Origin of the sequence: Bacteroides sp. NGMCC 1.200775 (genome assembly GCF_040798045.1) — a bacterium.
Taxonomy (GTDB): domain Bacteria; phylum Bacteroidota; class Bacteroidia; order Bacteroidales; family Bacteroidaceae; genus Bacteroides; species Bacteroides hominis.
Map to the genome: position 1 here is coordinate 173,463 of NZ_JASCQK010000001.1, position 16,936 is coordinate 190,398.

Annotated in this window: 14 protein-coding genes and 1 tRNA gene; 6 read left to right on the forward strand and 9 right to left on the reverse strand. The window is 47.5% G+C overall.

What is annotated here, in order from left to right; genetic code table 11:
* Positions 1 to 104: 104 nt before the first annotated feature.
* From QK890_RS00815 to QK890_RS00835, 5 genes are all read right to left on the reverse strand, one after another.
* Entirely contained in the window at positions 105 to 1,103 is a 999-nt protein-coding gene (locus QK890_RS00815) for an HlyD family secretion protein (protein ID WP_367627118.1), read from the reverse strand.
* A 15-nt stretch (positions 1,104 to 1,118) separates the two neighbouring features.
* On the reverse strand, positions 1,119 to 2,567 hold the full coding sequence (locus QK890_RS00820; protein ID WP_250712364.1) for a TolC family protein: 1,449 nt from the start codon (positions 2,565 to 2,567) through the stop codon (positions 1,119 to 1,121).
* 83 nt (positions 2,568 to 2,650) lie between these two features.
* Positions 2,651 to 2,974 carry a type II toxin-antitoxin system RelE/ParE family toxin gene (locus QK890_RS00825; protein WP_005777957.1) on the reverse strand — a complete coding sequence of 108 codons (324 nt, stop codon included), beginning with the start codon at positions 2,972 to 2,974 and terminating at the stop codon, positions 2,651 to 2,653.
* On the reverse strand, positions 2,971 to 3,318 hold the full coding sequence (locus tag QK890_RS00830; RefSeq protein WP_250727628.1) for a hypothetical protein: 348 nt from the start codon (positions 3,316 to 3,318) through the stop codon (positions 2,971 to 2,973). Before QK890_RS00830 ends, QK890_RS00825 begins: the two co-directional genes overlap by 4 nt.
* A gap of 680 nt (positions 3,319 to 3,998) precedes the next feature.
* Positions 3,999 to 4,790: a hypothetical protein gene (locus QK890_RS00835; RefSeq protein ID WP_005806323.1), complete on the reverse strand. Its 792-nt coding sequence runs from the start codon at positions 4,788 to 4,790 to the stop codon at positions 3,999 to 4,001.
* Between the two features lie 1,131 nt (positions 4,791 to 5,921).
* On the opposite strand from QK890_RS00835, the gene QK890_RS00840 reads away from it, so the two are divergent.
* From QK890_RS00840 to cbiB, 3 genes are read left to right on the forward strand one after another with little or no spacing between them, the layout of a single operon-like run.
* Positions 5,922 to 7,409, forward strand: a complete 1,488-nt coding sequence (locus QK890_RS00840; RefSeq protein WP_044300206.1) for a cobyric acid synthase — start codon at positions 5,922 to 5,924, stop codon at positions 7,407 to 7,409.
* On the forward strand, positions 7,402 to 8,415 hold the full coding sequence (cobD, locus tag QK890_RS00845) for a threonine-phosphate decarboxylase CobD (protein WP_044300207.1): 1,014 nt from the start codon (positions 7,402 to 7,404) through the stop codon (positions 8,413 to 8,415). The genes QK890_RS00840 and cobD overlap by 8 nt, the downstream gene beginning before the upstream one ends.
* Positions 8,416 to 8,446: 31 nt before the next feature.
* The gene (cbiB, locus tag QK890_RS00850; protein WP_175413793.1) at positions 8,447 to 9,403 is read left to right on the forward strand and encodes an adenosylcobinamide-phosphate synthase CbiB; all 957 of its coding nucleotides are present in this window, start codon (positions 8,447 to 8,449) and stop codon (positions 9,401 to 9,403) included.
* On the opposite strand, the gene cobC is transcribed toward cbiB, so the two are convergent.
* From cobC to cobU, 4 genes are all read right to left on the reverse strand, one after another.
* Positions 9,336 to 9,926, reverse strand: coding sequence for an alpha-ribazole phosphatase (gene cobC / locus QK890_RS00855; protein WP_005806314.1), 591 nt, complete (start codon positions 9,924 to 9,926; stop codon positions 9,336 to 9,338). The genes cbiB and cobC overlap by 68 nt on opposite strands.
* Positions 9,927 to 10,054: 128 nt before the next feature.
* Entirely contained in the window at positions 10,055 to 10,798 is a 744-nt protein-coding gene (gene cobS / locus QK890_RS00860; RefSeq protein WP_005806312.1) for an adenosylcobinamide-GDP ribazoletransferase, read from the reverse strand.
* A gap of 11 nt (positions 10,799 to 10,809) precedes the next feature.
* Positions 10,810 to 11,847 (reverse strand): nicotinate-nucleotide--dimethylbenzimidazole phosphoribosyltransferase, encoded by a 1,038-nt coding sequence (gene cobT / locus QK890_RS00865; RefSeq protein ID WP_367627119.1) that lies wholly within the window; start codon positions 11,845 to 11,847, stop codon positions 10,810 to 10,812.
* An 11-nt stretch (positions 11,848 to 11,858) separates the two neighbouring features.
* A complete protein-coding gene (cobU, locus tag QK890_RS00870; protein WP_080546236.1) occupies positions 11,859 to 12,470 on the reverse strand; it encodes a bifunctional adenosylcobinamide kinase/adenosylcobinamide-phosphate guanylyltransferase in 612 nt (203 codons plus the stop codon).
* 66 nt (positions 12,471 to 12,536) lie between these two features.
* Between cobU and QK890_RS00875 the strand changes: the two genes are divergently transcribed.
* The 3 genes from QK890_RS00875 (at position 12,537) to QK890_RS00885 (ending at position 16,863) form a co-directional block, all read left to right on the forward strand.
* A tRNA-Gly gene (locus QK890_RS00875) sits at positions 12,537 to 12,609 on the forward strand.
* Positions 12,610 to 12,762: 153 nt separating this feature from the next.
* The gene (locus QK890_RS00880) at positions 12,763 to 15,996 is read left to right on the forward strand and encodes a S41 family peptidase (protein ID WP_269096504.1); all 3,234 of its coding nucleotides are present in this window, start codon (positions 12,763 to 12,765) and stop codon (positions 15,994 to 15,996) included.
* A 132-nt stretch (positions 15,997 to 16,128) separates the two neighbouring features.
* Positions 16,129 to 16,863 carry a TIGR02757 family protein gene (locus tag QK890_RS00885; RefSeq protein WP_022011379.1) on the forward strand — a complete coding sequence of 245 codons (735 nt, stop codon included), beginning with the start codon at positions 16,129 to 16,131 and terminating at the stop codon, positions 16,861 to 16,863.
* The last annotated feature ends 73 nt before the right edge of the window (positions 16,864 to 16,936 follow it).

Here is a 16,936-nt window from a genome sequence, read left to right on the forward strand (position 1 = left end):
GGACACAGAGTTTAAATTTTCTGTTTATAGAATATTAAAGAGAAAAATATATTTTCTCTGTGCCCTCTGTGTCCTCTGTGGCGAATCGTATTCATTTCTATTCTCTATTTGATCTCCACCAATACCGACATCCCCGGACGCAACCCTTCCACTTTCCGGGTAGGGCGGGCGTGGATCTCGAAAGTCCGTAAGTCGTAGCTTCCTGTTTGTTTGGTCGACTTCCAGGTGGCAAAACTCCCCAGCGGACTGATATAGTAGATTTTAAACTCGATTCCCTTTTCGGCGAGGGCCGGCACGTCTCCAATGAATGTACCTCCCATGCAGAAGTTTGGCATCAGGTCCTCCCTTACATTGAGAACGACATGCACGTCGTCCATCACTACCAGATTCATGATCGGAGTGCCCGGTGCCACAAGTTCGCCCCGTTTGGGGAAGATCGTTGCTATCTGCCCGTCTTCCGGCGCAATCAGGCGGGCATCCACCAGCAGTGATGAAACTTCATCGACCGTGCTGTTGGCCGCGTTTACCATGGAGCGGGCCGAAGCTTTATCTTCACTCTGCGCCCCGTCCACTGCCATCTGGTATTGTTCGTAGGCCGCACGCTCGGCTGCCTGAGCCGCTTTATACATGGCTTCTACCTCGTCCTTGCGTTGAGAGGTGACCACGCTGTCCTTGTATAAGGTGAGGATGCGGTTATACGTTGTCCGTGCCAGTGCCAGGTCACTCTGGGTTTTGTTCCACAGTTGCTGCGCCGTAGCTATGATTTGCCGGCGGGTTCCGGCATCTATCTTCTTGTTTTGCTCTACAGCCACTTGCTTTAATGCGTCCACCTGGCGGTATTTCGCCTCTACGGTGGGACTGTTGATGACCACCAGCGTATCACCCTGTTTCACCCACTCGCCTTCGTCCACCAGGAAGGTGTCGATGCGTCCCGGTAGTTTGCCGCTGATACGGATTTCGGTTGCTTCGGCCTGACCTTGCAGGATCAGGGGCTGGCGGCGCATGGCAATCATTCCGATGGCAGTGAACAAGGCTACTGCCACAAGTACGGCGATGAAGGCGATGCTTAAGGTTCTGCCTTTTTTAGATTCTGACTTCTCCATCTCTTTATTATTGTTTTATTGATTATTTTGCAGGTTCGAGTATTGTTCCGGTATGCCGCACAGTGCCAGCAGATTCATCAGGGTTACGTCATACTCGTAGTAGGCTGCCAGTCTGGCCACCTTTGTTTTCGATAGCAGAGTTTCTGCGTCTACTACTTCTGTTGAAGTTGCCATTCCCTCGGCGAAGGCTTTTTTCCGCATCCGCACCAATTCTTCGCTCAACTCGATGGTAGTGTTCAGTGCCCGCACGTTGTCGAGCGCCTTTTGCAGACCGGTGTACAGTTTGTCCACTCCGACGGAAAGATCGTCACGTGCTTTCTCCTGCCCCAATGCGAGAGTCTGTTGGGTCAGGCGCGATTGCCGGATCCGCTTCTCCCGTTCCAGTCCGTCGAAAAGGTTCCAGGTGAAACCTATGCCGACCATGGTGCGAGGCAGCAGATTGCTTTGTATGCCATGAGAGTAAAGCGTCTGCTTACCGAAGAGGGCGATATTGGGCAGATAGCCGCTCTGGTCTATCCGGACCTGTTGCTTGGCCATGTGTTCCTGAAGGTTCAGTTGGTTGAGCAGGTAGTTGCTGATGCCTACCACCTGCAAAAACTCCACCTTGGGAGGTAGGGTATCGTTGATAAACAGGGGAGAGGAAGGTGTGATGTCTCCGCTTGTTTCCAGATTGAGCAGGGTTTTCAGCGTACGTTGCACCACGGCCTCTTCCTTGCGGGCGGCTTCCAGCTCGCGCAGTGCCTCGTCCATGTTGACTTGGGCAAAGAGGCGTGCCGCCTTGTCTATCATGCCGGTGGCCTCCAGCTTTAACGCATTCTCGTAATGGAGCTTCAGTGCCTGGTACGATTCCCGGCGGACACTGACGACTTCCTGCGCCAGGCGCAGGCCGTAATAACTTTCGGCAAGCAGCGTGCGCTGCGTGGCGTCTACCTGTGCCCGGTTTTCACGGGCGAGGTCTATCATTGTGTTGCCTATCTTGGTGGCATGAATACGTTTGCCCCCGGCAAAGAGCACCCATTCGGCGGTGAGGTCTACAGTGGTCAGGTTACGCGGCGCCAACGGGAAAATAAGTGTGTTCGTACCAATCTGGTCGAGTATGGACGATATGATCTTATCATCCGGCAGGATGGTATGTACAAAGTCTTTGGCCGGATCGGTGAACTGGGAAAGAGGTTGTTTCACTTCGATCTTTTCGGAAAGGTGCACAAAGGCACCGGTCGATTGCAGGCTGGGCATCCAGAAGGCATTGAGCTTTCCCCGTTCGGCACGGGCTATGTCGATACCTTTGTCGGCTATCTTGAGGCTTTGGTTGCCCTTGTGCAGCAGTTGCAACGCTTCATCAAAGCTGAGTTGCTGCTGCGAAGTTTCCCGCGTGGGAGGGAGGCTTTGCGCCAGAACGGTGTTGCTGTATAAGAGTATTCCTGCCGCTATCATCAGCGCGACAGGTATTTTCTTTTTTTCCATACGTCTGTTACGGTTTAGGTTTATGAGTCCTTGTAACAGACGAGGGGGGAGGTTTGTTCAGAAAATGTAAGGGAATGCCGTCTTTATAATTCGACTTCTTTGTCCAACTTAGAAGGATGTTGGTGAGTATGGAACAAAGTTACGATGTATATGCTTTCTTCCTTTTCATCTACATAATATATAATTTTATAAGGATTTACGAGTAAGTATCGGCAGCTAATCTTTTTCTCTTTGGCAAGTATCAGTTCTACAGGTCCTCGAAATGGGTTATTGATTAGTTGCAATGTTTTTTGTTCAATGGTTCTTGCCAGGCGATCGGTTGCTTTGTTACCAAACTCTTGTTGGCTGTATTCTAAAATTTCAATAACCCTTCTTTGTGCTTGAATTGTCCATGCTATCTTCATCATAATAGATAGTGTTTAAAAGTAGTGTGCATTTCTTGGCTGCTGATGATTTGTCCTTGTTGTATTTCATCTATTGCTTGTTCTATTTCTTCTTTAATTTCATCTTCTGTGAGCTGGCAGGGAACTGCTTTCTTAACAGCAGTTTTCTCTCTCAAACCGAGCACATCGTGAAGTTTCTGCTTCACTTTGTCGATGATCTCTTTACTGTCTATATTGGCAATAGTCCGGATCAATTCTGCTTTCTCTGCTTCTAATTCAAGATAAGCCATACTATTGTAAGCTACTACCGGTTCGGATACTTTGGTTGTTTCCTCTTCTTGTTGCTTGTATTTTTTAGACTCCTTCATAATGCGTCTTGTTTTTTTAGTATGAATACAAAGATAATAAATTAATTGATAGCGAATAAGGTTCCGTTCAGAATTAATTTCATTTGCCTAATTGATGTCTATAAAACGTTTTCGGAATCAAAAAGACGGCTAATGGCCTTTTCCGCTAACTATCCCTTTTCATCTTCTTGCCCATATAGGAGAGAATGTCCCTGAACTTTCCGCTTCTTCGCCCGGAAAGCCGGGCTTGGGAGGAGGAAGAGCCGGCATTTCGACTAAAAGAAGTAAGCATTTGCTCCGAAAGACGGTTGCGTTTTTCAAAAATGAATAAGAGTTTTGCCCAATATCTCTATATGTTTTCTTCCATTACATATATTGTTCTTGTTTGGGAGTGAAAACAGTGGTCCTATTTCTCTGGTTGCTTTCGTAGAGTGATAGGTTGATGATTGATAAAAATATGATATTTTATTGGTTTTTGTTTCTGTTGTTAAACGATAATGCAAAATAGGTATCCTTTTGTTCTCATAATTGATGTATTGGTTTCTAACGGTATTCTCTTGATGCGAAAATACGGCGATTTTTGCCCATCCTTGGTACTTTGTACGGGAAAAAGCGAATCTGAAGCGTTTGGATTATCATTTTGATAAAAGGGTACTTTGTGTCTGTCTCAATTCCCTTCGGGATACTCGGTTCTATCTTTTTTATATTACCAGCGCAGCGATCTCTGGTGACAGCTCGATGTTTCCGTCTTTGCGGACAATGATGAAGTTGGCATCCCTTAGTGCGTTCATCACACTCTTATACGTAACCAGTCCCATGCCCTTGAAGCGTCTCAGGCTTTGCCATCCGTTCTGGGTGGTGTATTGCAGAAGGTCGCGTACTGTCCTGAATCCCATCTCTCCATATAAAACATTATAGGCATGCGCGCCGACAAGGTTTGATAGGGGAGTATTTACGGGTGTGACCGTATTGCATTTATCGAACATCAGTTCCATCGTCCGACTGCGAAATGTGGCGATTCGCCCCTTATGTTCGCCCAGAGTCCGGAGGATGGAACTATAGTTAGTCGCCACTCGTGCATACGTCATTTTGTTACGTTTCGCCACCCGTGCGATGGGTTCGCCACTGGAGACGGAAAGGAATATTTCCCGTTCGTGATCGTCCGTAATCAACTGACCGAGTTCCTGAATGAGGATATGGAAAAGCGGTTGGTGTAGTTTCTGGGTTTTCAATAGAAATAGTTCGTCGTCACATTGTGAGAGGAGTACTTCACGTTCCAGTTCCTTTTCTTTGATGATCTTTTCCAGATAATTCTCACCTAAATCTTTGGTCTGGTGAACATCAAGATATTGGGTCAGGCTTTCGTCATCAATCATTAGGACGTTCTCTATCCTCGATGAAGCGATATATCCCAAGTTTGCCCATGTGCGGAGGTCGGATTCGGCAATACCGCGTTTCTCCGACAGTTGTTTAAGGGTTATCCAGTTAGCCATGCCTGCCCCTCCTTGTTACTTCTTTGATTGGTCTGTTCATACCTTTCTGATTATTATGAACGTCCACATCCTTATGTATACCTTAATATATAAGAAGTCGGGCGCTGAGTTCATATTTATCCAGACGAAAGGTAGTACCAATACCCCTGTATATAATAAATATGTTCACACGCCCGACCCTACGTCGTACGCATGAAACAGATTTATTGATATACAGTTTTTGCATTAAATTAATTTGGTACTTTCTTCGTCTGCAAAATTGTTTCAATATGCCGCATTTCTCTTCGGCTTTCAAGTGACAAAGATAAAGAATCTTGTGGGAATAGCAAAGAATGTGACAAGAAAGTTTAGGGAAACTACACCTCAGTGAGGAGGTTACCAGTCAATAAGGGGGCTGTTTATGCTTTTCTGATTATTATAAATGCTTATATCTTGATGTATACCTCTTTATATATAAGAAGTCGAGCGCTGAGTTCATATTTATCGGATGAAAGGTACTACCAATACCCCTGAACTTAATAAATATGTTTACACGATCGACTACCTTTTTGATTGGCCTGTCATTCTTATGAACGTCCACATCCTTATGTATACCTTAATATATAAGAAGTCGGGCGCTGAGTTCATATTTACGCGGAAAGAGGTAGTACCAATACCTAGAACTTCATAAATATGTTCACACGCCCGACCCTACGTCGCACGTATGAAACTGATTTATTGAAGTTCTTGTTTTTATGCATTAATTAAATTTGGTACTTTTCTTTCCGCAAAAAACGTTTCAATATGCCGCATTTCTCTTCGGCTTTTAAGTGACAAAGATAAAGAATCTTGTGGGAATAGCAAAGAATGTGACAAGAAAGTTGAGACTGTTATGACTTCCGCATGGAAGCACTCTGCATGGATTGGGGATGTGTCATTATTCACCACAGAGTAACACAGAGTTCCATAGAGCAAACTTAATCTGTTGATAACTAATGATACTTATCTGTATAAATTTGTTGTGAATACGAGTTTCGACACACCCCCTCTCTGTGTTATTCTGTGTTCTCTGTGGTGAGTTTTTGATACCCCCACTTGTCCCCCCCGAATATTTTCACTAAGTTTGTCGCCCATTAACGTGACAAACACGATATGAATAAGAATTTACACCCTTTAATGTTGGCCGGAACCGGTAGTGATGTGGGTAAAAGCATCATTGCCGCAGCTTTTTGCCGCATATTCCTGCAAGACGGTTATCATCCGGCGCCATTCAAGGCACAGAACATGGCATTAAATTCATATGCCACTCCCGAGGGACTTGAAATAGGAAGGGCACAAGCTGTGCAGGCCGAGGCCGCAGGCGTGCCTTGCCATACGGATATGAACCCGTTGCTACTGAAACCATCGTCCGATCATACTTCACAGGTGGTGCTCAACGGGCGCCCCATCGGTAACCGGAATGCTTACGAATATTTCCGCCGTGAAGGGCGGGAGGAATTGCGAAAAGAGGTTCATGCCGCATTCGACCGTTTGGCTGCCCGATATAATCCGGTAGTGATGGAGGGGGCGGGGAGCATCTCCGAGATCAATCTTCGTGACAGCGATCTGGTGAACCTGCCTATGGCTATGCATGCCGGAGCAGATGTGATTCTCGTGGCGGATATAGACCGTGGGGGAGTGTTTGCCAGTGTTTACGGTTCGGTGATGCTGCTTCGGCCGGAAGAGCGGAAGCATATCAAGGGGATATTGATTAATAAATTCCGTGGAGATATCCGCCTTTTCGAGTCGGGGGTAAAGATGCTGGAAGATCTCTGTGGTGTTCCGGTGGTTGGGGTGGTGCCCTACTATAAAGATATCTATATTGAGGAAGAAGACTCGGTGATGCTTCAGACCAAGAATATCCGTGCCGGACAAGGCAAAGTGAATGTGGCCGTAGTGCTGCTCCGGCATTTAAGTAACTTTACCGACTTCAATGTATTGGAACGCGATCCGCGTGTGCATCTGTTCTATACCAACAATACGGACGAACTGATGAAAGCTGATATCATCCTGTTGCCCGGTTCGAAAAGCACTTTGTCCGATCTGTATGAGTTGCGCCGTAACGGAGTGGCGCAGGCCATCGTCCGTGCCCACCGGGAGGGTGCCACGGTGATGGGCATTTGTGGAGGTTACCAGTTGATGGGGCAGGAGGTTTGCGATCCCGATCATGTGGAAGGTGAGATAGAACGCTTGCCGGGATTGGGATTATTGCCCGTCAGCACCCGTATGCAGGGGGAAAAGATTACGCGGCAGGTACGTTTCCACTTTCTTGAAGGCAGCGAGACCTGTGAAGGATACGAGATACACATGGGCACAACGACGCCCCTTGCCGATGTTCCCGCTTCGCCACTCAACCATCTGGCAGACGGAAGGGAGGACGGATATTTTGCCGACCGTACCTGTATGGGGACATACGTACATGGCATTCTCGACAATCCTTCGGTCATCGACTATCTGCTGGAACCTTTCGCCAATAAGCTGAAGGAGACCACTTTCGACTATAAAGCGTTTAAAGAAGAACAATACGATAAACTGGCAGCCCACGTCCGCAAGCATGTCGACCTGCCGCTTATCTATCAAATATTGACAGACAATGATTGAAGGACACGGAGACGATTCTTATAAATACCTCCACCCGATACGGAGTAATTTCAGTTCGAACGTATATAATAAGGTAAACCTTGACGGGCTGCGGACGCATTTGTGCGGGCGTATCTCCGCCATTTCCGCTTATCCCGAACCGGAACCTTATACATTAGAGACCCGTCTGGCCGACCGTCACGCTTTGCCTGCCGCTTCGGTTTGCGTGACGAATGGTGCCACAGAAGCCATTTATCTGATAGCGCAAACCTTCCGGGGGACGAATACGGCCATCCTGATGCCTACGTTCAGCGAATATGCCGATGCCTGCCGCATGCACGGGCATAGGGTCACATCCCTGTATACGCTGGAGGCAGTGCCGGAGGACGTGCGTATGGTATGGCTCTGCAACCCGAATAATCCGACAGGAGAGGTGCATGGTAAGGAGCGCCTGACCGAACTGATCAGGAAACATCCGCAGGTTTGCTTCGTGATCGATCAGTCGTATGAATACTTTACGTTGGAGGAACTCTTCACCGCACGTGAAGCTGCCGGATTTCCCAATGTGATCCTCTTGCATTCCATGACCAAGCGATATGCCATACCGGGGCTCCGTCTGGGATACGTAACTGCGCAGCCGGGGCTGATGGCTCGTCTGCGTACGAACCGCATGCCTTGGTCGGTCAATCAGCTTGCCATCGAGGCAGGTCTCTACTTGCTTTCCGAGGGCATTCCGGAAGCTCTCTCCATGAAGGACTATCTGGCAGAGTGTGCCCGTCTGAAAAGTTCGCTTGAAGCGATAGGCGGACTGGAAGTATGGCCTACCGATACGCACTTTATGCTGGTTTGTTTGCGATTCGGTAAAGCTGCTGCCTTGAAAGAGTATCTGGCCCGTGAAGAAGGAATTCTGATTCGTGATGCTTCCAACTTCGAAGGGCTGGACGAACGTTTCTTCCGAGTTGCCACCCAGACACCGGAAGAGAATGATGAACTGGTGAGGGCCATTGCGAAGTGGATGGCGGAATAATGACAGATTAAGGATGTATCGTATGGACGAGATGTTTTTTTGGTTTGTTTGCCTTGTATATTTCTGCCGGCTGTCCCCCTTGCCTTTAGCTTGGCTGCTGGATCGCTGGTTGGGAGACCCTGCTTGGTTGCCGCATCCTGTGGTGGGATTCGGCAAACTGATAGCCTGGGGAGAAAAGTCGATGAATGTGGGGAGTGCCCGCGTTTGGAAAGGTGGGCTGGTATCGGCAGTGCTGATTGCGGGAGTCTATCTTTTCACTTGCTTCTTTCTCAGGGTGACCGAAGAGTATTCCATCGTATTGACGGCTCTGATAAAGACCCTGCTGATATTCTGCTGCCTGGCTGGAACGACGTTGATACGTGAGGTCCGGATGGTTTTCGAGGCGGTGGACCGTTCGTTGGACGAGGGACGCCGACAGGTGGGGCGTATCGTGGGGCGGGATACTTCTGCTTTATCTGCGCAGGAAGTGCGCACGGCGGCTTTGGAAACCTTGGCGGAAAATCTGAGTGACGGAGTGATTGCACCCCTTTTCTGGTATGCTGTGCTGGGAGTACCCGGCATGATGGCGTATAAGATGGTGAACACGCTCGACTCGATGATTGGTTACCGAAACGAGCGCTATCGTCAGTTCGGCTGTATAGCGGCCCGGATAGATGATGTCGCCAATTACATTCCTGCCCGCCTGACGGCTCTGTTGATGATAATCGTCAGCGGACGGCTTTCTTTATTCAGGTTTGTGGGTAAATACGGCAGTCGCCATGCCAGTCCCAACTCCGGTTATCCGGAGGCGGCATTGGCAGGTATCCTGAATTGCCGGTTCGGCGGTCCGCATTATTACTTCGGGGAGGAGGTCTGGAAACCGTTCATCGGTGATAACGAACGGGTATTGACAACAGCGGATATGAGGAAAGCGGTATCCGTCAATCAGAAGGCAGAGACGTTGATGGTCGCGTTGGTGTGGCTGACTGTTCTGCTGTCTTTGGGTTAAGTTGCAGCCGGACTATTCCACCGTAAGGTGTCAGTGCGCCGAAAGCATCTTCCATCTTTAATGTTCCTGCATAGATCTGTGCACAAATCAGTACTCCGCCATGTGCGAAGACAGCCACGCGCCCGTACTTTTGCCTGCTCACTTCATCCAGAAATTCGGAGACCCGTTGAAGTTGCATCATAAACGATTCTCCGCCTGTGGCTGCTACATGGAAATAGTCGTCATACCACTCTTGCAGTCGCGGATCATCTATTTTGTCGAACTCCTTCATTTCCCATTCACCGAAGTCCAGTTCTTTCAGACGGGCATCACGAATGGCATCCGGATAGCCACAGTGCTCTGCCAGACGGGTGCAGCGACTCAAAGGACTTGTGAATACGGCATCAAACACATCATCCTGCAACTGTTGAGCCGTGATTGTGGCTTCTTCTTTAAAACTATCCCGTAAGGGAACATCGGTCTGGCCATAACAGACGCCTTTGGGAACATCGACAGAGGTATGTCGGATCAATATGATTTCCATGATCTTATTGGTTTAAGTATGAGTTTGATTCACCACAGAGTAACACAGAGTTTCACCGGTTTTTAAATTCTTGTCTATAAGATGTTTAAGAGATAAATCATCTCAGTGGAACTCTGTGGTGAATCAAACTATATGAATATAAGAATAACTACCCCCAGGTAGAAGGACAGTTCGCTTAAAAGGAACAGTGCACCGCAGCAATCGCCTGTATACCCTTGTAACTTTCGTTTCATCAGCCTGTATAGTAGATACAACACTGCCAGCGGGAATATAATGGCAATCCAATACCTGTACGGAAGCAGGAGCGTCAAAGGAAGTATTCCGCATAAAAGTCCGAAAGCAAATTCTCCTTGCGACATTCTATTATAAACCACCTTCGCCTTGCTCTCTTCTTCTTTCCGTGCGTAAGGCAGGAAGTTAATGATCTGTGATGAAGTCAACTTGCTCACAGTGTCGCCTGCAATCAGTACAGAGCAGGCGAAGGAGAGAGGAAGACTTGTCAGGAGATTCCATAGCAGGAAGAAGTATACGATCAATCCGATGACCCCATAACTGCCGATGTGCGAATCCTTCATAATAGAGAGGATACGTTCCCGGCTGGTGCCTCCGCCGAATCCGTCAAAGAAATCCGCCAGCCCGTCTTCGTGCAATGCGCCTGTAATCAACAATCGGCTGGTAAGTGCCAGCAATACGGCAACGGTGAAGGGGAGGACCTGTGCGGCCGACCAGAGTACCCCCGCCATGACGCCGCCCGTAAGCCATCCTGAAAGGGGCCAGTAAGGCACCACGTGCTTAAAACATTCTGCCGGAACTTCCCGGATGCGCCAGAAGGGGAGACGGGTGAAAAAGATAAATGCTGCTAATATATTCATGTGGGGCTTCTTTAAAAGTATTTGGTGATGGACGCATGCGCAAAGTTGTCCATTTCGTTGATCATCCGCACCGCAGAGTCTACGATAGGATAGGAGCAGATGGCTCCGGTCCCTTCTCCAAGGCGCAAACCCAGATTCAATAACGGCTTGGCTCTCATGGCATCAAGCAGAAGCTTGTGTCCAGTCTCGTCTCCCTGATGGCCGAAGATGGCGTAGTGCATTACTTCAGGGTAAAGCCGGGATGCCGCGAGGATGCAGTTTGTCATGATGAATCCGTCCACCAGGATAATCATTTTCAGTTCGGCTGCCTGAAGCATGGCACCTACCGCCATTACCATTTCCAGACCGCCGAAGTAACGAATCAGGTCGCGTACGCTTCCGTCTCCCTGATAATTGTCCAGTGCCCGCTGCAATACGCTGTATTTATGACGGATTCCGGCATTGTCGAGTCCGCTTCCGGCGCCGACGCATTGTTCGAGGGGAATACGGGTGAAGCAGGTCATCCACATAGAGGAGGATGAAGTGTTGCCGATTCCCATTTCACCCAAGGAGAGCACATTGCATCCTTCGGCGTGGCACCGGCGGACTATCTCTGCCCCGCGGTCTATACACAAGTCCATCTCTTCTTCCGTCATGGCCGCTTCATACAGGTAGTTGCGTGAACTTTTGCGTACTTTCATATTGATAATTCCCTTGTCGTAAGGCAGATCGTAATCCACTCCGGCATCCACGATCTTTAATTCGAATCCGTGTTGGCGGCAGAGGAAGTTGACACCTGCCCCTCCATGAAGGAAGTTGCTGATTTGCTGCCAAGTGATCTCTTTGGGAGAGAGGCTGACACCTTCGTCGACAATGCCATGATCGGCTGCAAATATAATGTTCTGCGGACATTTCAGCGTGGGAGTCAGTGTCTGCTGGATAAGCCCGATTTGCAAAGCCAGTTCTTCAAGTGTTCCCAGAGAACCTTTGGGCTTGGTCAGATTGTTTATTTTGTCAGTCAATGCTTCCCGGATTGTTTCGTCCGGTCTGGTGATTTGAAATGTTTTCATTTTATATAGGGTTAGTCTATCGTTTGTTTTTCATCTTTTACTTTCACGGGAATGCCCGATACCATTAATAAGACCTGATTGGCCCGGGTGGCAATATACTGGTTCATCCACCCCTGCATATCGGTGAACTTTCGTTGTATAAGGTTTTCTGAGGTGCCTCCCATGCCGATCTCGTTGGTGACGAAGATAAAGGTGGCTTCCTGTTCTGTCAGCCGGTCAAACTCGGCTTTTATGGCGGCGAGTGCCTTGTCTGTATCCGCTTCAAGGTCGAAGAAGTAATTGGTACACCAGAGTGTTACGCAATCGATCAGCACTACACGCCCTTGCAAAGAATGGCGGCTCAGTTCCTTTTCTTCTTCTATGTTGGTCCATTCTGGTCCCCGGTTGGCCTGATGACGTAACACCCGTTGACGGAACTCTTCGTCCCAGATGCGTGAGGTGGCCAGGTAGACCGGATTGGGGGAGAGAGATAATGCTAACCGTTCGGCATAGCTGCTTTTGCCCGAACGGGCCCCTCCGGTGATAAGTATGATCTGTTTCATGAATCTATCTGTGTATTTTCGGTTAGCAAATGTACGGTAATATTTTATATTTCCGTTCCCGGATGCAAAATATTGTGCCATTGCCATGGGTATTTCAGAAACAATATTTATCTTTGCACTGCTTTACAAAACGGAAGCAATTATATTGCGGTAGTAGCTCAGTTGGCAGAGCGGCGGCTTCCCAAGCCGCAGGTCACGAGTTCGACCCTCGCCTACCGCTCAATTCATGTTTTCAAGTCAAAAGTAAATATCGCAGGTTCCCTTGATCTTTTTGTGAGAAAAGAATGATGGAATCTGCGGTTTTTTTGTGTATTTCCTCTTTCACTCTTTGTTCTTTTCTTACCTTTGTGAATCAATTTTAATAGATAATCACATGAATAAGAAACTAATCTTATCTATCTTCGTTCTGGCGGGGGCTCCTGTACTGTTATCGGCTGCGGGAGAAGCACGATTACTGCGTTTTCCTGCTACGAACGGAAAGGAGATCGTATTTTCGTATGCGGGCGATTTGTATAAAGTGCCTGCTGCGGGAGGTGAGGCACAGCGTCTGACTTCCCATGTGGGATACGAAATGTTTCCCCGGTTTTCTCCGGACGGCAAAACGATTGCATTCACCGGACAGTATGATGGAAATACAGAAGTGTATACCATGCCTGCGACAGGGGGTGAACCGTTACGAGTTACCTATACGGCTACCAATAGCCGCGATGACCTGGGTGACCGTATGGGACCCAATAACATTGTCATGACCTGGACACCGGACGGACAGCGCATCGTATACCGTAACCGTATCAGTGATGGATTTTCCGGCAAACTGTTTACAGTGGACAAGGAAGGCGGATTGTCAGAAGCAATTCCTCTTCCGGAGGGCGGATTTTGTAGTTACTCACCGGACGGAAAACAATTGGCATACAACCGGGTGATGCGTGAATTCCGTACCTGGAAATATTATAAAGGCGGTATGGCGGATGATATCTGGGTGTATAATCCGAACAGCAAAACAGTGGAGAACATTACCAATAATGTAGCTCAGGACATTTTTCCGATGTGGATTGGCGATGAAATCTTTTTCCTTTCCGATCGTGACCGCATCATGAATATCTTTGTATACAATACGAAGACTAAACAGACTGCCAAGGTAACTGATTTTACTGAGTATGATGTGAAGTTCCCAAGTGCCAGTGGAAATACCATTGTCTTTGAGAACGGTGGATATATTTATAAGATGGATGCCGCTACCCGGAAGGCTGAAAAGGTAAATATTACACTGGCTTCGGATAACATCTATGCCCGTACCGATTTGAAAGACGGAGCGAATTATGTGACTGCGGCCAGTCTGTCGCCGGATGGAGCACGAATGGTAGTGACAAGCCGGGGTGAAGTATTCAATCTGCCGGTAGAGAAAGGGGTTACAAAAAATATAACTCGTTCGCCGGGAGCTCACGACCGTGACGCACAGTGGTCACCGGACGGAACACAGATTGCTTATATCTCTGATGCTACAGGCGAAACCGAACTTTATCTGCAGAATGCGGCAGGTGGCGAACCGATGCAGTTAACCCATAAGAACGATACATATATCCGTGGCTTTAAATGGAGTCCGGATTCTAAGAAGATAGTGTATATGGATCGTAAGAACCGAGTTAATCTGCTGGATGTGGCTTCCGGGAAAGTTTCATTATTATTGCAAGATCCGATGGGAGTGCCGGGTGGAGTTACTTTCTCTCCGGACAGTGAGTGGTTGACTTATACACGGATGGGTAAAAATGAAATCAATGTCGTATATGTCTACAATATTGCGGAAAAGAAAGAATATCCGGTGACCGACAAATGGTATAACTCTTCTTCTCCGGTGTTCAGTGCCGACGGAAAGTATCTGATATTCTCTTCTGCCCGTGATTTTAATCCGACTTACGGATCATTGGAATGGAACCATGTATATAATAATATGTATGGTGTGTACATCGCTTTGCTGTCTAAAGATACATCGTCTCCTTTCATGCAGAAAGATGCGGAAGTGGCTGCATCTAATGCTACACCCAAAAGCGGGGATAAGAAACCGGCAGATAAGAAGGAGGTGGCTGATGCTTCGTTGGTGAAGTTCGATCCGGATGGCATTACCGATCGCATTGTTCGATTGCCCTTGTCTCCGTCTTATTATGGTAACTTCTATTCGGATGGCAACAAGGTGTACTACTGGGGACGTGGTGGTACGAAAATGTATGACTTGGTAAGTCAGAAAGAGGAATCGATTGCCGATGGAGCTTCGATGGATGTTACTTACGATGGTAAGAAGGCACTTTTCTTTAAAGGCCGTCAGATTTATGTGACCAATCTTCCTTCGGGTAAGACAGAACTGACCACTCCGGTCAATTTAAGCAATATGAAGATTACTGTGGATTATCCGAAAGAGTGGGCACAAATCTTTGATGAAGCTTGGCGTGCCTATCGTGACGGATTCTATCAGGAGAGCATGCACGGTGTAGATTGGAAAGCAATTAAAGAAAAATATGCGGTCTTGCTGCCTTACGTTAAAACTCGTTTAGACCTGAATTACATTATCGGTGAGATGATAGGTGAATTGAACTGTGGGCATGCTTATGTCAATCCGGGAGAAACGGAACAGCCCAAACGGATCAATACCGGTTTGCTTGGTGCGGAGATTACCCGCGACAAGAGTGGCTTTTTCCGTCTGGAGAAGATATTCCCCGGAGCATCTTGGAGCAAAGAACTGCGCTCTCCGCTTACGGAACCGGGGGTTGATGTGAAAGCAGGAGAGTACATCGTAGCTATTGACGGTGTGCCGACCAATACAGTTAAAGATATGTATTCTTTACTGGTGGGTAAAGCAGAGATACCTACTGAAATTTCGTTGAATGCCAAACCTCAGCTTTCCGGAGCACGTAAGGTTGTGATCAGTCCGCTTGCCAATGAATATCCTTTGATACATTACAATTGGGTACAGGATAATATAAAGAAAGTGGACCAGGCTTCCAACGGACGTATCGGATATATTTATATTCCGGATATGGGACCGGAAGGCTTGAACGAGTTTGCCCGCTATTTCTATCCGCAACTTGATAAAGAAGGGTTGATTATTGATGATCGTGCCAATGGTGGAGGTAATGTTTCACCAATGATCCTGGAACGTCTTTCCCGTGAACCTTATCGCCTGACTATGGGTAGAGGTACCAGCCATGTGGGAACAGTGCCTGATGCTGTACAGGTGGGACCGAAGGTTTGTTTGATTAATAAATACTCCGCTTCTGATGGCGACCTGTTCCCGTGGGGCTTCCGCGCACTTGGATTGGGCAAGTTGATAGGTACGCGTACCTGGGGAGGTATTGTTGGCATTAGTGGTTCATTGCCATATATGGATGGAACAGACATACGTGTTCCGTTCTTTACCAGTTATGACCCGAAGACGGGACAATGGATTATCGAAAACCATGGTGTGGACCCGGATATCCTGATCGATAATGATCCGGTGAAAGAGTGGAATGGAGAGGATCAACAGCTGAACAGAGCCATCGAAGAGGTTATGAAACAGCTTCAAGACCGTAAACCATTGGCTCCGGTACCAGCTCCGAGAGATTTTAGCAAATAAAAAACTTACTGAGATTGCAGTAAGAGGTTTTCACCACAGATTCCACGTACTTTTACAGACTCATTATCAGAGTCATGTATAGAACCGCGTAATCTGTGGTGTTTCTTTTTGATACAATACCTTCTAACGTTTATGAAACAAGAACTAAAGAATAAACTTGCATTTTTGGCAGATAAATACGAGGTAGCCGAATTTATTATGGATGACCCTGTACAGTTTCCACATCGCTATACCGGCAAGGCCGATATTGAGATCTCTGCCCTGGTAGCTTCTTGGATTGCTACCGGAAACCGGAAGGCTATTATCAAAAGCGGCGACCGGATTGACCGTGAACTGTTCTCGAATGCTCCTTACCGGTATATACTTAGTGAGGAGTGGAAGAAATATCGAGGAGTAAAAACCAGCTTCTATCGTTATTATTCCTGGAATGATTTCTATTTACTTTGTCAGGCTTTGTATGCGGCCTATCAGGAACATGAAGACCTGGAGTCGCATTTGTGCCATTCGCTTTCTTGGGGTACTCCGTTGGAAAGACTGCAATCCGTGTTCGGACATATCAATGGGATGCCTGCTTTGGCAAGTGCTTCCGAAGCGAAAAAGATGTGTATGTTCCTGCGCTGGATGATTCGTCGGGATTCTCCTGTGGATCTGGGTATCTGGCGGAGTTTTGATCCTTCGGATCTGATTATTCCTCTCGACACGCATGTGCATCGCATTTCAGTCGATCTTGGACTGACCGATGCACGTAAATGTCTGAAGACTGCGCGTTGTATTACCGATGCATTGCGGGAGATATGGCCGGATGATCCGGTGAAGGGAGACTTTGCACTTTTCGGGTTTGGTATCAACGAATCCGTAAGAAGTTAGACGGTGTTATAAGAAACTTTTTAGTTTGACTATCTGTTCTTTAAGCGATAAAGGATATGTTAAACCTCCTTAT

What these genes read in the sequence shown, in the direction of transcription:
- QK890_RS00825 (WP_005777957.1), bottom strand. Translation starts at nt 2,974, where the DNA reads ATGATGAAGATAGCATGGACAATTCAAGCACAAAGAAGGGTTATTGAA.
- QK890_RS00815 (WP_367627118.1), bottom strand. Translation starts at nt 1,103, where the DNA reads ATGGAGAAGTCAGAATCTAAAAAAGGCAGAACCTTAAGCATCGCCTTC.
- QK890_RS00885 (WP_022011379.1), top strand. Translation starts at nt 16,129, where the DNA reads ATGAAACAAGAACTAAAGAATAAACTTGCATTTTTGGCAGATAAATAC.
- QK890_RS00880 (WP_269096504.1), top strand. Translation starts at nt 12,763, where the DNA reads ATGAATAAGAAACTAATCTTATCTATCTTCGTTCTGGCGGGGGCTCCT.
- cobS (WP_005806312.1), bottom strand. Translation starts at nt 10,798, where the DNA reads ATGAATATATTAGCAGCATTTATCTTTTTCACCCGTCTCCCCTTCTGG.
- cobD (WP_044300207.1), top strand. Translation starts at nt 7,402, where the DNA reads ATGATTGAAGGACACGGAGACGATTCTTATAAATACCTCCACCCGATA.
- QK890_RS00830 (WP_250727628.1), bottom strand. Translation starts at nt 3,318, where the DNA reads ATGAAGGAGTCTAAAAAATACAAGCAACAAGAAGAGGAAACAACCAAA.
- QK890_RS00820 (WP_250712364.1), bottom strand. Translation starts at nt 2,567, where the DNA reads ATGGAAAAAAAGAAAATACCTGTCGCGCTGATGATAGCGGCAGGAATA.
- cobU (WP_080546236.1), bottom strand. Translation starts at nt 12,470, where the DNA reads ATGGCACAATATTTTGCATCCGGGAACGGAAATATAAAATATTACCGT.
- QK890_RS00840 (WP_044300206.1), top strand. Translation starts at nt 5,922, where the DNA reads ATGAATAAGAATTTACACCCTTTAATGTTGGCCGGAACCGGTAGTGAT.
- cobT (WP_367627119.1), bottom strand. Translation starts at nt 11,847, where the DNA reads ATGAAAACATTTCAAATCACCAGACCGGACGAAACAATCCGGGAAGCA.
- cobC (WP_005806314.1), bottom strand. Translation starts at nt 9,926, where the DNA reads ATGGAAATCATATTGATCCGACATACCTCTGTCGATGTTCCCAAAGGC.
- cbiB (WP_175413793.1), top strand. Translation starts at nt 8,447, where the DNA reads ATGTTTTTTTGGTTTGTTTGCCTTGTATATTTCTGCCGGCTGTCCCCC.
- QK890_RS00835 (WP_005806323.1), bottom strand. Translation starts at nt 4,790, where the DNA reads ATGGCTAACTGGATAACCCTTAAACAACTGTCGGAGAAACGCGGTATT.